Source organism: Streptococcus sp. 5905 (assembly GCF_013276505.1).
Classification (GTDB): domain Bacteria; phylum Bacillota; class Bacilli; order Lactobacillales; family Streptococcaceae; genus Streptococcus.
In genome coordinates this window covers 88492-103100 of sequence record NZ_VMLC01000005.1, presented here as the reverse complement: position 1 = coordinate 103100, position 14609 = coordinate 88492, and the positions used below count along the sequence as shown (strand labels likewise).

Here is a 14609-nt window from a genome sequence, read left to right as displayed (position 1 = left end):
CTATTAATCAAGTTTGTGATACAATAGGTAGAAACAATATTTTATAAAGGAGAAAAGACACATGCACATTTTTGATGAGCTAAAAGAGCGTGGTTTGATTTTTCAAACGACTGATGAAGAAGCTTTGCGTAAAGCCCTAGAAGAAGGTCAAGTTTCTTATTATACTGGCTACGATCCAACTGCTGACAGCCTTCACCTAGGCCACCTTGTCGCAATCTTGACAAGTCGTCGTTTGCAACTAGCAGGTCACAAACCTTATGCGCTCGTTGGCGGTGCTACAGGTCTCATCGGAGATCCGTCCTTCAAAGATGCTGAGCGTAGTCTCCAAACAAAAGACACAGTAGAGGGCTGGGTCAAGTCTATCCAAGGACAACTTTCTCGCTTTCTTGACTTTGAAAATGGTGAAAATAAAGCTGTCATGGTCAACAACTACGACTGGTTTGGCAGCATCAGCTTCATTGACTTCCTCCGTGATATCGGGAAATACTTCACTGTCAACTACATGATGAGCAAGGAGTCTGTGAAGAAACGTATTGAAACAGGGATTTCTTACACTGAGTTTGCTTACCAAATCATGCAAGGGTATGACTTCTTTGTCCTTAACCAAGAGCACAACGTGACGCTACAAATCGGTGGTTCTGACCAGTGGGGAAATATGACAGCTGGTACCGAATTACTTCGTCGGAAGGCTGACAAGACTGGTCACGTTATCACCGTTCCCCTTATCACTGATGCGACTGGTAAGAAATTTGGTAAATCAGAAGGAAACGCAGTCTGGCTCAATCCTGAAAAGACTTCTCCATACGAAATGTACCAATTCTGGATGAACGTCATGGACGCTGACGCTGTTCGCTTCTTGAAGATCTTTACTTTCTTATCACTTGATGAGATTGAAGAGATCCGCAAACAGTTTGAAGCAGCTCCACACGAACGCTTGGCTCAAAAGGTCTTGGCTCGTGAAGTTGTCACACTTGTTCACGGCGAAGAAGCCTATAAGGAAGCCCTCAATATCACAGAGCAACTCTTTGCTGGAAATATCAAAAACCTTTCTGTCAAAGAACTCAAACAAGGACTTCGTGGTGTGCCAAACTACCAAGTACAAGCAGACGAAAACCACAATATCGTGGAACTGCTCGTCTCATCTGGTGTAGTTAACTCAAAACGCCAAGCCCGTGAAGATGTCCAAAATGGAGCTATTTACGTCAACGGCGACCGCATCCAAGACCTGGACTATGTCTTGAGTGACGCAGATAAGTTAGAAAATGAACTAACTGTTATCCGCCGCGGAAAGAAGAAATACTTTGTATTGACTTACTAAATTGTTAAACATTTACCTATAAACAAAGGAGTTACCCTCGAGAAAGGTAACTCCTTTTTGCTGTGAATAGTTCCCACCTATCCCTTAATAGACAGACTACGCAAGACAATGCGCAAGGTTGTTAGATTATGTAAGATAGAGAGATTTGAAGGACTGAGCCAATTAAATAAGCCAAAGCCAATCAAACTACTATTTACGACAATGGTATCTTGAATATTCTTCTTGATGAGTATTTGCAAAGATGATGATAGCGAATCCAACTCTTGGAAGAAATCCAAGCGATTATCTAACAATAAGATATCACTCATCTGCTTAGAAATATCTGCGCTCTCATTCATCACCACACCGATATCTGATAGGGTTAGAGCCGCTGAGTCATTCAACCCATCTCCAACCATCAAAATAGTATGACCTGCTTTCTGCAGTTCCTCTACTAACTCAAATTTCCCATCAGGTTTCAAGTCTGTATAGACCTGATCAAACGGCAAATCTTTTACTAATTCCTCTGTCCTAACCAGGGTGTCCCCTGTGGCCAGAATCAATTTTTTCCCTTGTGCCTTAAGTTTCTCCAAGGCTACTTTTGCTTCTTTTCTCAAAGGAGTATGAATGCAGAACATTCCAATCAATTCATTCTGATAAGCTAAGAATAAGAGATTGTAGTGACTCTTGTACTCTTCAATTAAAGCATTTTGCTCCGAACTGATATGAATCTGCTCATCCTGCATCAAGACATAATTTCCAATAAGAACTGGTTGCCCATCAATATGGGACTTAATTCCCTTGCTTGCAATATATTGGAGTTTCCCATGCATTTCCTCATGTTCAATCCCCTCTATCTCAGCTTGCTTGACAATGGCATTAGCAATAGGATGATAAATGTGTTCCTCAAGACAGGCACTGATTCTGAGAATATCTTCCTCGCTATAATCCCCAAAAGGTAACACCTTTTCAACTATAGGATAGCTAGTTGTGATTGTTCCTGTCTTATCAAACAAGAAAGTATCAACTTCCAGATATTTCTCTAGAACATCTCCATCCTTAATCACCATTTCACGGTTCAACCCCTCTTTGATAGCTGTCAAATAAGCTACAGGAGTAGAGATTTTCAAAGCGCAGGAGAAATCGACCAATAGGAATGAAATAGCCTTAGAAAAAGAGCCCGTTAATAGGTAAGTCAGACCAGCCCCCAAGAAATTATATTTGACGACCTTGTCCGCCATCTTGATGAAATAGCGTTGTTTCGTTTTCTTATTTTCTTCAGATTTCTTCATCAACTCAATCAGCTGTAAAATACGGCTGTTCATCTGATTATCGGTTACACGAATGCGTAGCTCCCCAGTCTCCAAGACTGTGTTTGCACAAACCAAATCAGACTCTCTTTTTTCAACTGGAAAACTCTCTCCCGTCAAGGAACTTTCGTTGACCATACCTAAACCTGAAACTACTTGTCCATCAAACAGAATTTCATTTCCTTGAGATAGGACCAAGACATCTCCTATTTGAACATCGGAACTCTTGATACTAACGACCGTATCACCCTGTACCAAGAATACATCGCTTTCTTTTGCAAGAAGGCTTTGTTCTAAATCTGTTGCAGTTTTTTTCAAGGACCACTGATCTAAATGATTCCCCAAATCAAGCATAAACATGATGTTGCTGGCAGTCTTGGATTGATTCATGAACAAAGACAATAAAATCGCCGAACAGTCCAAGACCTCCATCGTTAGTTCCTTACGCGCTAGGGTCTGATAGGCTTCTCTAACATAACCCAAAGCCTGGTAACAGGTCCAGATATATCGAATAGGATAAGGTACAAAACTACGAAAAAGCACACGCTTAATCGCTGCACCTGAAACGATAGAATAGGCACTCTCTTCTCTACGAACAGGAAGAGTCATCAACTCAGAAACTTTCCCTTTATCAATTCTTTTTAAAAAGGCTTCTGCATTGTCTAATACAGAGAAGCCTTCTTTTATACGTAGGGTAAAGTGCTGTTGATCCATGTAAAACTGAATAGACTCAATTCCCTTCTCATCTCTCGCCAAGGAACGAAGATAGTCTTGAATATCCAAGGTGAGTGAAAAAGAAGATGATAGTCGGATATGTTGATATCCTCTATATAGCACTTTAAAAGACATATTATTCTCCTATAAGGCTATCTAATTGCTCTTCTTTTTTCTCTTGCTCATACAAATATTTAGCATCTTGCAAAACATCGTCTCCATGTTGCTTCACAACAGAAACAGATGCATCTAGCTCATCTTTAAACTTGTAAGCCTTAGCCAAAGCTTTAGAATAACCTTTTTTAGCTTCCTTACTTGCTAAGATTTTCAAACCAAGGGTACCAAATGCGACACCACCCAAAAATAATGAAGATTTTTTCGCAACTTTTGCAACGGTTAGTACTTCTTTTAACATACTTATTTCCTCCTTATCATTATTATATAGCAATTTAGATATAAAAGCAATTTCATTTTATAAATTGAAGAATTAGTTTTATTTCTACTGAATCTCCCATCTACTTACTCCTGAAGTTGCTTTCACTTGTCTCTTTTGATACACTTAAACTATGAATACAAACCTCAAACCAAAACTCCAGCGCTTTGTTGCTGCTAGCTCCTTTGCCTGCCCCATCTGCCAAGAAAATCTGACCTTGGTCGAAACTAGTCTCAAGTGTAGCAATCGCCATTCTTTTGATCTGGCAAAATTCGGCTATGTCAACTTGGCTCCTCAGATCAAGCAATCTGCCAACTACAACAAAGAAAACTTTCAAAATCGCCAGCAAATTCTTGAAGCTGGTTTTTATCAGGCTATTTTAGAAGGTATCTCGGACTTACTAACAACTAATCCATCCGCAAAAACAGTTTTGGATATCGGCTGTGGCGAAGGATTCTACTCTCGCAAGCTCCAAGAAAAACACTCTGATAAAACCTTCTATGCCTTTGATATTTCCAAAGATTCCGTTCAAATCGCTGCCAAAAGCGAACCCAACTGGGCGGTTAATTGGTTTGTCGGTGACCTGGCTCGTCTTCCTATAAAAGACGCTAGCATGGATATCCTGCTTGATATCTTTTCACCTGCCAACTATGGGGAATTTCGTCGCGTTTTATCCAAAGACGGTATCTTGATTAAGGTCATCCCGACTGAAAATCACCTCAAAGAAATCCGTCATATGGTGCAGGACCAGCTGACAAAGAAGGACTATTCCAATCAAGATATCAAAGAACATTTCCAGGAACACTTCAGTATCCAATCTAGCCAAATAGCTTCCCTAACCAAACCCATCACAGCAGAGCAACGCCAAGCCCTGCTTGCCATGACACCCTTACTCTTTCACGTTGATCAAACCAAGATTGACTGGAGCCAACTGACAGAGATTACCATCGAAGCAGAGATTCTGGTTGGGAAAGCACTGTAAATAAAACTTTCAGATAAAACAAAACCCGCACCTTCAAGGTACGGGTTTAAATTATGTAATTATTAGTTCAAGTGCCAGATATCTTCGTTATACTGAGCGATTGTACGGTCAGATGAGAAGAATCCTGCTTTGGCAATGTTGACGATGACTTTATCCAACCATGCGTCACGGTCTTCGTAGTCAGCAAGCATTTGCTCTTTCACTTTGATGTAGTCTTCCAAGTCAAGTAGAGTCATGAACCAGTCTTTGTTGATCAATTCGTTGTAAAGACGTTCCAAGCGTTCTTTCTTACCTACTGCAAGAACAGCATCGCTCACGATGAAGTCAACCAATGGTTTGATAGCTTCACGAGCGTAGAATTCGCTTGATTTGTAAGCTGCTTTTGCGTAAAGGTCAATAACAGTTTCTGAATCTTCACCGAAGATGTAGATGTTTTCGTCGCCAACCAATTCAGCAATTTCCACGTTAGCTCCGTCCATAGTACCAAGAGTCAAAGCTCCATTCAACATGAATTTCATGTTACCAGTACCTGAAGCTTCTTTAGAAGCAAGTGAGATTTGTTCTGAGATGTCACATGCTGGGATGAGGAAGCTTGCTGCAGTAACGTTATAGTTTTCAACCATTACAACTTGCAAGTGTGGAGCTACTGCTGGGTCATTTGCAATCACTTCTGATAAGCAAAGAATCAAGTGGATGATATCTTGAGCGATTGTGTAGGCAGGAGCTGCTTTACCACCAAAGAAGACTGTGATTGGACGAGCAGGGATATTACCAGCCTTGATATCAAGGTATTTGTGGATCACATACAAAGCGTTCATTTGTTGGCGTTTGTACTCGTGAAGACGTTTGATTTGGATATCAAAGATAGAGTTTGTATTGATCTCCACACCTTGGTGTTCTTTCAAGTGACGAGCCAATTTACGTTTGTTGTGAGCCTTGATGCTTTCCAATTTTTCTTTGACAGCAGCCTTGTCTTCGTATGACAAAAGTTTTTCAAGCTCATCCGCTTCATGGTGCCAACCACGGCCAATGATCTCATCCAAGTAGTGAGACAAGCTTGGGTTAGCATGCATGAGCCAACGACGGAAAGTGATACCGTTTGTTTTGTTGTTGAATTTTTCTGGGTAGATGTCGTAGAAAGCTTTCAACTCTGAGTTTTTCAAAATCTCAGTGTGGAGAGCCGCAACCCCGTTTACGCTGTATCCATAGTGGATATCCATGTGAGCCATGTGGACACGTTCGCTCTCATCGATGATTTGAACAGCTGGATCTTTGTATTCTGCCTTCACACGACGGTCCAATTCTTCGATGATTGGTACCAAGTGAGGAACCACTTCTTCCAAGAATTCAAGAGGCCATTTTTCAAGGGCTTCAGCAAGGATTGTGTGGTTAGTGTAGGCAGTCATGCTACGTACGATCGAGATTGCTTCATCAAGTTCGATACCACGTGCAGTCAAGAGACGGATCAATTCAGGGATCACCATTGATGGGTGAGTATCGTTGATTTGTACAACTGCGTAGTCCGCAAGGTCATGCAAGTTGCTTCCTTTTTCGATTGCTTCGTCGATGATCAATTGCGCACCGTTTGAAACCATGAAGTATTGTTGGAAGATACGGAGCAATTCACCTTGCTTGTCGCTGTCGTCTGGGTAAAGGAAGAGAGTCAAGTTGCGAGCGATATCTGTCTTGTCAAAGTTGATACCATCTTCGATGATAGAAGAATCAACTGAATCCAAGTCAAATAAACGCAAGCGGTTTTTAGTAGCTGTCTTGTAACCAGGTACATCAATATCGTAAAGAGTCGATGTCAATGTGAAGTGTGCAAATGGCACTTGGTAGCTACGGCTTGAGCGTACCAACCAGTTTTGCTCTGTCAACCAAGCGTTAGGAATTGTTTCTTGTTGGTTGTTTTTAAGAACTTGTTGGAAAAGACCGAAGTGGTAGTTCAAACCAACACCATCACCATTCAAACCAAGTGTAGCGATTGAGTCGATAAAGCAAGCTGCCAAACGTCCCAAGCCACCGTTACCAAGTGATGGTTCCAATTCTACTTCTTCGATTTCGATCAACTCTTTACCAGCATCTGCAAGTTCTTTTTTCACGTCATCGTAAAGTCCGAGGTTAATCAAGTTGTTTGACAAGAGTTTACCGATCAAGAACTCAGCAGAGATGTAGTAAACTTTTTTCTTACCAGTATTAACTGGTTTTTGGCTGCTTGCAAGCTTGCTGTAGTTGAGAAGAGCAAGGTAAAGCTCTTCATTGCTACATTCTGCAATGGTTTTATTGTAACGTTTTTGTACAAATTCGTTTAATGGTAACATGTTTATGTGTCTCCTGATATTGTCTTATTTCTTTAATTCTACCAAATTTTCATTAATTCGGCGATAAATTGTAGTCAAGTCAAGCAAAGTTTCTTCAACAGCTGGTGTGAGTTGGTCTGCTGTCATACGCCATGACCAGTTTCCGCCAAGAGTAGATGGGAAGTTCATACGAGCTGACTCATCTAGTTCTAGCAAGTCTTGCATAGTTGCAATAGCCATGAAGCTAACGGATGAAAATACTGTGCGAAGCATTGCGTGTGGCACTGTTTCATACTCTTTACGGTTCGTGTAACGAGCCATGTACTCGCGAGTTGGATCGTCGATCTCATTACGGTACCAACCAAGGACCGTGTTGTTATCGTGTGTTCCTGTGTACATAACAGAGTTGGCAGGTGCCAAGTGTGGGCTGTCGATACTTTCGTCTTCTGGGTTGAAGGCGAATTGAAGAATCTTCATCCCTGGGAAGCCAGTGCGTTCACGTAACTCGATGACTTCATCTGTCATGAAACCAAGGTCTTCTGCGATGATGTTTAAGTCACCAAGTTCTTCTTTAACAGCTGCGAAGAGTTTGTAGCCTGGACCTTTCACCCATTTACCAGGTGCTGCTGTATCGGAACCAGCAGGAATTTCCCAGTAAGATTCGAAACCACGGAAATGGTCGATACGAACGATGTCATAGATCTTAAAGCTTTCACGCAAGCGTTCAACCCACCATTTGTAACCGTCTTTGTCCATTGCTTCCCAGTCATAGATTGGGTTCCCCCAAAGCTGACCAGTGGCAGAAAACTCATCTGGTGGGCATCCTGCGATGCAAGTTGCTTTACCATTGGCATCTGTCTTGAAGAGGTGTGGATTTGCCCACATGTCGCTTGAATCTTCCGCTACGTAGATAGGCATGTCTCCAACAATTTCGATGTGGTTATCGTTAGCGTAGGCTTTCAATTTCAACCATTGTTGGAAGAAGAAGTATTGAGTCACACGATGGTAAACCAACTTGTCTGCCAATTTCTCACGGTAGCTTTCAAGTGCTGAAGCTTTACGCGCACGAGCATCTGCGTCTGGCCATTCTGTCCAAGCAAGATTGTCAAAATGCTCTTTAATCGCCATATATTCTGCGAAGAGTTCGAGCCATGATTGGTTGTCTTGAGCAAATTTCTCAAAATCTTTGACATCTCCTACTTCCAAGAAGCGTTTAACTGCTTTTTCTAAAAGCGGACGACGTGCGTGGTAAATCTTCGCATAGTCAACCTCAGATGCATCGCTACCAAAGTCAACACCTTCAAGGTCACTAGCTTCGAGCAAGCCTTGCTCTACCAAGATATCAAGGTCAATAAAATGCGTATTTCCAGCAAAGGCTGAGAATGATTGGTATGGAGAATCTCCATAGCTTGTTGTCCCAAGAGGGAGAATTTGCCAGTAACGTTGCTTCGTACGAACCAAGAAATCAACGAAATCATAGGCAGTCTGACCAAATGATCCAATCCCGTATGCTCCTGGTAGAGAAGAGATGTGCATCAACACACCACTTTGACGTTTTTTCATAATAGCACCTCATGTGTTTGTTATAAAACGTTGCGCAATCAAGGCGCAAACGTTTGCGTTAAGTTAAGTATAGCGCATTTTAAACACAAATGCAAGCGTTTTTAAAAAATTTTTTGAATTATTTTAATCAACCAAAACTTGTTCCCATTGATATTTTATGAAATGAGCGAAAATTTTTTTAAAAATTTTCTGATTTAAGATAATTCATTCCAAACTTCTGCTCTATTTTCTGAAAAATCGAGCCAAATTTGCGCAATCGTTTCCCTAATATATTTTCAATTCAAGAAAAACAAATATTTTAAGTTCTTTCTTATATAAGGGCTTTAACAAATGTTTGAAACCTTAAAAATTTTTTAAAATTTTTTCTAAAAATGCTTGCAACCGTTTTCTGTTTGTGCTATACTAGGCACATAAAAGAAAACGTTTGCGTTTTCTCATTAAATTATTTTTGTTATTCTTTAGGAGGAATACACTATGTCATCTAAATTCATGAAGAGCGCTGCTGTGCTCGGAACTGCTACTCTTGCTAGCTTGCTCTTGGTAGCTTGCGGAAGCAAATCTGCTGATAAAGCGGCTGATACTAGCTCTTCAGAAGCAAAAGAACTCACTTTCTATGTTGAAGACCAATATAAAGCCTTTGCTGAATCAGCTGCAAAAGCTTATGAAAAAGAAGCAGGTGTAAAAGTTACTATCAAAACAGGAGACCAAATGGGTGGTCTTGACAATCTTTCACTTGACAACCAATCTGGTAAAGCTGCTGATGTCATGATGGCTCCATACGACCGTGTAGGTAGCCTTGGTACTGACGGACAACTTTCAGAAGTTACTCTTAGCGACGGTGCAAAGACAGACGATAAAACAAAATCTCTTGTAACTGTTGGTGGTAAAGTGTATGGTGCTCCAGCCGTTATCGAATCACTCGTTTTGTACTACAATAAAGACTTGCTAAAAGAAGCTCCTAAAACTTTTGGTGACCTAGAAAATCTTGCTAAGGACAGCAAATACGCTTTCGCTGGTGAAGATGGTAAAACAACTGCCTTCCTTGCTGACTGGACAAACTTCTACTACTCATATGGACTTCTTGCTGGTAACGGTGCTTACGTATTCGGACAAAACGGTAAAGATCCTAAAGACATCGGACTTGCAAACGAAGGTGCCATTACAGCTATCAACTACGCTAAATCTTGGTACGAAAAATGGCCTAAAGGTATGCAAGATACTGAAGGAGCTCCAAACTTAATCCAAACTCAATTCCAAGAAGGTAAAACAGCTGCCATCATCGATGGTCCTTGGAAAGCTCAAGCATTCAAAGATGCTAAAGTAAACTACGGTGTTGCTACTATCCCAACTCTTCCAAACGGGAAAAACTACGAAACATTCGGTGGTGGTAAAGCTTGGATCATTCCATCAAGCACTAAGAACCTTGAAGCTGCTCAAAAATTTGTAGACTTCCTTGTATCAACTGAACAACAAAAAGCCTTCTACGATGCAACCAACGAAATCCCAGCTAACACAGAAGCTCGTACTTATGCTGAAGGTAAAAAAGATGAGTTGACAACAGCTGTTATCGAACAGTTCAAGAACGCTCAACCAATGCCAAACATCTCACAAATGTCAGCTGTTTGGGACCCAGCGAAAACTATGCTCTTTGAAGCTGTAAGTGGTAAGAAAGATGCGAAAACAGCTGCTAACGATGCTGTAACATTGATCAAAGAAACAATCAAACAAAAATTTGGTGAATAATTGATTTGTTCAAGGGGGGTGGAAGTGAAATCCCCCTTTGAATGTATAGATGCGTTTCTTATTAAATATGCGTATCTTGCGATTGAACCCGAGTTTTATCTCGCATCCTATGAAAGGAGTAATCATGGAAAAACAACAGCCTCGCAAAGCAGCCTTGCTGTCAATCATTCCTGGTTTAGGACAAATCTATAACAAACAAAAAGCTAAAGGATTTATTTTCCTTGGTGTTACCGTTTTATTTGTTCTGTATTTTCTAACACTTGCAAGCCCTGAATTGAGCAATTTGATCACACTTGGTGTGAAACCTGGTCGTGACAATTCACTTTTCATGCTGATTCGTGGTGCCTTCCACTCTATCTTTGTTGTCGTCTACCTGCTCTTTTATATCTTTAATATCAAGGACGCACATACGACTGCTAAACGTATCAACAATGGTATTCCTGTAGCTCGTACCTTCAAGGATATGATTAAAGGTATTTATGAGAATGGATTCCCATACCTTTTGATTATCCCATCGTATGTAGCGATGACATTTGCGATTATCTTCCCAGTTATCGTAACCTTGATGATCGCCTTTACCAACTATGACTTCCAACACTTGCCACCAAACAAATTGTTGGACTGGGTTGGTTTGACTAACTTCACAAACATCTGGAGCTTAAGTACCTTCCGTTCAGCCTTTGGTTCCGTTCTTTCTTGGACCATTATCTGGGCCTTGTCTGCTTCTACTTTGCAGATTGTGATTGGTATCTTCACCGCTATCATTGCTAATCAACCATTTATCAAAGGAAAACGTATCTTTGGTGTCATTTTCCTTCTTCCTTGGGCTGTTCCAGCTTTCATCACTATCTTGACATTCTCAAACATGTTTAATGATAGTGTCGGTGCCATCAACACCCAAGTCTTGCCTCTTTTGTCTAAGGTCCTTCCCTTCCTAGATGGAGCTCTTATCCCTTGGAAAACAAATCCAACTTGGACTAAGGTTGCCTTGATTATGATGCAAGGTTGGCTTGGATTCCCATACATCTACGTTTTGACCTTGGGTATCTTGCAGTCTATTCCTAACGACCTCTACGAAGCGGCTTACATCGATGGTGCTAATGCTTGGCAAAAATTCCGCAACATCACTTTCCCAATGATCTTGGCTGTTGCAGCACCAACATTGATCAGCCAATACACCTTCAACTTTAACAACTTCTCTATCATGTACCTCTTTAATGGCGGAGGTCCTGGTACTGTTGGAGGCGGAGCCGGTTCAACTGATATCTTGATCTCATGGATTTACCGTTTGACAACAGGTACATCTCCTCAATACTCTATGGCGGCAGCTGTTACCTTGATTATCTCAATCATTGTCATCTCTATCTCTATGATCGCATTCAAGAAACTACACGCATTTGATATGGAGGACGTCTAAGATGAATAACTCAATCAAACTCAAACGTAGACTGACTCAAACCCTCACTTACCTCTACTTGATTGGCCTATCAATCGTGATCATCTACCCACTTTTGATCACCATCATGTCCGCCTTCAAAGCAGGTAACGTCGCAGCCTTTAAACTAGATACTAACATCGACTTCAATTTTGATAACTTTAAAGGGCTCTTCACCGAAACCTTGTATGGCACTTGGTACCTTAATACTTTGATTATTGCCTTTATCACAATGGCTGTTCAAACAAGTATCATCGTACTTGCAGGTTACGCCTACAGTCGTTACAACTTCTTGGCTCGTAAGCAAAGTTTGGTCTTCTTCTTGATTATCCAAATGGTGCCAACTATGGCCGCTTTGACAGCCTTCTTCGTTATGGCACTTATGTTGAACGCCCTTAACCATAGCTGGTTCCTCATCTTCCTCTACGTCGGTGGAGGTATTCCGATGAATGCTTGGCTGATGAAAGGCTACTTCGATACCGTGCCAATGTCTCTAGACGAATCTGCAAAACTAGATGGTGCTGGACACTTCCGCCGCTTCTGGCAAATTGTTCTCCCACTCGTTCGCCCAATGGTGGCTGTACAAGCTCTATGGGCCTTCATGGGACCTTTCGGAGACTACATTCTCTCTAGTTTCTTGCTTCGTGAGAAAGAATACTTTACTGTTGCCGTCGGTCTCCAAACCTTCGTTAACAACGTGAAAAACATGAAGATTGCCTACTTCTCAGCAGGTGCTATCCTCATCGCCCTTCCAATCTGTATTCTCTTCTTCTTCCTACAAAAGAACTTTGTTTCAGGACTTACAAGTGGTGGCGACAAGGGATAATCTATCCCCGCCACCCTTTTTCATTTTTTATCTTGCTTGTAAAGTTGAAAGATTAGACACAAGATCACAAATAGTAGCAAGATTCGCTTTTAAATAAGCAATTTATCTACTAGACTTGAAATAAAGTATATTTCTCTATATAATATTACTCATATAGAAAACATTTTTAGAAAGATGCCTATGCTTCCATATCCATTCTCGTATTTTACTAGTATCTGGGGATTTCGTAAGCCCCTGTCAAAACGTTTCGGACTCAACTGGTTTCAACTCCTCTTTACTAGCATTTTCCTCATCAGCTTGTCCATGATTCCAATTGCCATTCAAAACAGCTCACAGGAAACGTATCCATTGGATACGTTTATCGATAATGTCTACACACCCCTGACAGATGAAACTATCATGGACTTGTCAGAGAATGCGCAGATAATAGATGGAAAACTGAGCTATGCTGGAACCAAAAATCAGCAAGCTTCTCTTCTGATTGGTCCAAGTCCAAGCAAGGAATTGCCAAAGGATTTGCAACTTCATTTTGATACCGAAGAACTCGTCATCAGCAAGGAAAGTAAAGAGCTGACTCGTATTCGCTACCACGCCATTCAAACGGAGAGTTTCCAGAGTAAGGAAACTTTAACTCAGGCTATTTCTAAAGACTGGTACCAACAGAACCGTGTCTATATCAGTCTCTTTCTCGTCCTTGGTGCTAGCTTCCTCTTTGGATTGAATTTCTTCATTGTCTCTCTTGGAGCTAGTCTTCTCCTTTATATCACCAAAAAATCACGCCTCTTTTCATTTAGGAGCTTTAAAGAGTGCTACCATTTTATCTTGAACTGTTTAGGATTACCAACTCTGATTACACTTATTTTGGGACTTTTTGGCCAAAATATGACAACCCTTATCACTGTACAAAACATTCTTTTTGTTCTGTATCTGGTCACTATTTTTTACAAGACACATTTCCGTGATCCAGATTATCATAAATAGGAGATTTTTATGCCCGTTACGATTAAAGATGTGGCCAAGGCTGCAGGTGTCTCACCTTCAACCGTAACCCGCGTTATTCAAAACAAATCAACGATTAGTGATGAAACCAAAAAACGAGTTCGCAAGGCAATGAAGGAACTCAACTACCATCCCAATCTCAATGCTCGTAGTCTAGTTAGCAGCTATACTCAAGTTATTGGTTTGGTATTGCCTGACGACTCAGATGCCTTCTACCAAAATCCTTTCTTCCCATCTGTCCTACGAGGGATCGCCCAAGTCGCATCTGAAAACCACTATGCTATTCAGATTGCGACTGGTAAAGATGAGAAGGAGCGTCTCAATGCCATTTCTCAAATGGTCTATGGGAAACGTGTCGATGGCCTGATCTTCCTCTACGCTCAAGAAGAAGATCCACTGGTGAAGCTCGTAGCGGAAGAACAGTTTCCTTTCCTCATCCTTGGAAAATCCCTCTCACCCTTTATCCCACTTGTCGACAATGATAATGTCCAAGCCGGTTTTGATGCAACTGAGTATTTCATCAAAAAGGGCTGTAGCAGAATCGCCTTTATCGGAGGAACCAAGAAACTTTTCGTTACACAAGACCGTCTAAAAGGTTACGAATTGGCACTCAAACAACACCAACTTTCGATTGATACCAACCTGACTTACTTTGCAAATGAATTTCTAGAAGAAAAAGGGTATCAATTCAGCAAACTCCTATTTGAGCACGATCCGCAGATTGATGCCATCATCACAACCGACAGCCTTCTAGCTGAGGGGGTTTGCGACTACATCAGTAAGCATCAGTTAAATGTTCCTGTCTTGAGTTTCGACTCTGTCAATCCTCGTCTCGACCTAGTAGCCTATGTTGACATTAATAGTCTTGAACTTGGACGAACATCATTTGAAACGATTTTGCAGATTATCAATGACGCGAAAAATAATAGACAGATTTGTTACCGTCAGCTGATTGCCCACAAAATTATCGAAAAATAAAGACCAGCCTTGCGGCTGGTCTTTTGAGT

At 41.1% G+C, this 14609-nt stretch carries 11 protein-coding genes; 7 read left to right on the top strand and 4 right to left on the bottom strand.

Going from position 1 to position 14609, the window contains the following annotated elements; genetic code table 11:
• Window positions 1-61: 61 nt before the first annotated feature.
• Window positions 62-1318, top strand: a complete 1257-nt coding sequence (tyrS, locus tag HT680_RS08285) for a tyrosine--tRNA ligase (RefSeq protein ID WP_084936846.1) — start codon at window positions 62-64, stop codon at window positions 1316-1318.
• A 77-nt stretch (window positions 1319-1395) separates the two neighbouring features.
• Here tyrS and HT680_RS08280 read toward each other — a convergent pair whose 3' ends face one another.
• Together HT680_RS08280 and HT680_RS08275 are read right to left on the bottom strand one after the other, a co-directional pair.
• Entirely contained in the window at window positions 1396-3456 is a 2061-nt protein-coding gene (locus HT680_RS08280; RefSeq protein WP_125416800.1) for a heavy metal translocating P-type ATPase, read from the bottom strand.
• Between the two features lies 1 nt (window position 3457).
• The gene (locus HT680_RS08275; RefSeq protein ID WP_000910908.1) at window positions 3458-3736 is read right to left on the bottom strand and encodes a DUF6110 family protein; all 279 of its coding nucleotides are present in this window, start codon (window positions 3734-3736) and stop codon (window positions 3458-3460) included.
• Between the two features lie 151 nt (window positions 3737-3887).
• Between HT680_RS08275 and HT680_RS08270 the strand changes: the two genes are divergently transcribed.
• Window positions 3888-4736, top strand: a complete 849-nt coding sequence (locus tag HT680_RS08270) for a putative RNA methyltransferase (protein ID WP_125416802.1) — start codon at window positions 3888-3890, stop codon at window positions 4734-4736.
• A gap of 62 nt (window positions 4737-4798) precedes the next feature.
• Here the strand turns inward: HT680_RS08270 and glgP are convergent, their stop codons facing one another.
• Together glgP and malQ are read right to left on the bottom strand one after the other, a co-directional pair.
• Window positions 4799-7057, bottom strand: a complete 2259-nt coding sequence (glgP, locus tag HT680_RS08265; protein ID WP_173259608.1) for a glycogen/starch/alpha-glucan family phosphorylase — start codon at window positions 7055-7057, stop codon at window positions 4799-4801.
• Window positions 7058-7081: 24 nt separating this feature from the next.
• Window positions 7082-8599 (bottom strand): 4-alpha-glucanotransferase, encoded by a 1518-nt coding sequence (malQ, locus tag HT680_RS08260; RefSeq protein WP_173259606.1) that lies wholly within the window; start codon window positions 8597-8599, stop codon window positions 7082-7084.
• A gap of 474 nt (window positions 8600-9073) precedes the next feature.
• Here malQ and HT680_RS08255 point away from each other — a divergent pair, with 474 nt between their 5' ends.
• The 5 genes from HT680_RS08255 (at window position 9074) to HT680_RS08235 (ending at window position 14580) form a co-directional block, all read left to right on the top strand.
• Window positions 9074-10342, top strand: coding sequence for an extracellular solute-binding protein (locus tag HT680_RS08255; RefSeq protein ID WP_173259604.1), 1269 nt, complete (start codon window positions 9074-9076; stop codon window positions 10340-10342).
• Window positions 10343-10466: 124 nt separating this feature from the next.
• Complete coding sequence (locus tag HT680_RS08250) at window positions 10467-11759, top strand: sugar ABC transporter permease (RefSeq protein WP_000414944.1); 1293 nt, start codon at window positions 10467-10469, stop codon at window positions 11757-11759.
• 1 nt (window position 11760) lies between these two features.
• The gene (locus HT680_RS08245; RefSeq protein WP_061418910.1) at window positions 11761-12603 is read left to right on the top strand and encodes a sugar ABC transporter permease; all 843 of its coding nucleotides are present in this window, start codon (window positions 11761-11763) and stop codon (window positions 12601-12603) included.
• A 180-nt stretch (window positions 12604-12783) separates the two neighbouring features.
• On the top strand, window positions 12784-13584 hold the full coding sequence (locus HT680_RS08240; protein ID WP_084973522.1) for a DUF1189 domain-containing protein: 801 nt from the start codon (window positions 12784-12786) through the stop codon (window positions 13582-13584).
• Between the two features lie 9 nt (window positions 13585-13593).
• Window positions 13594-14580 (top strand): LacI family DNA-binding transcriptional regulator, encoded by a 987-nt coding sequence (locus HT680_RS08235; RefSeq protein ID WP_084973520.1) that lies wholly within the window; start codon window positions 13594-13596, stop codon window positions 14578-14580.
• Window positions 14581-14609 lie beyond the last annotated feature (29 nt).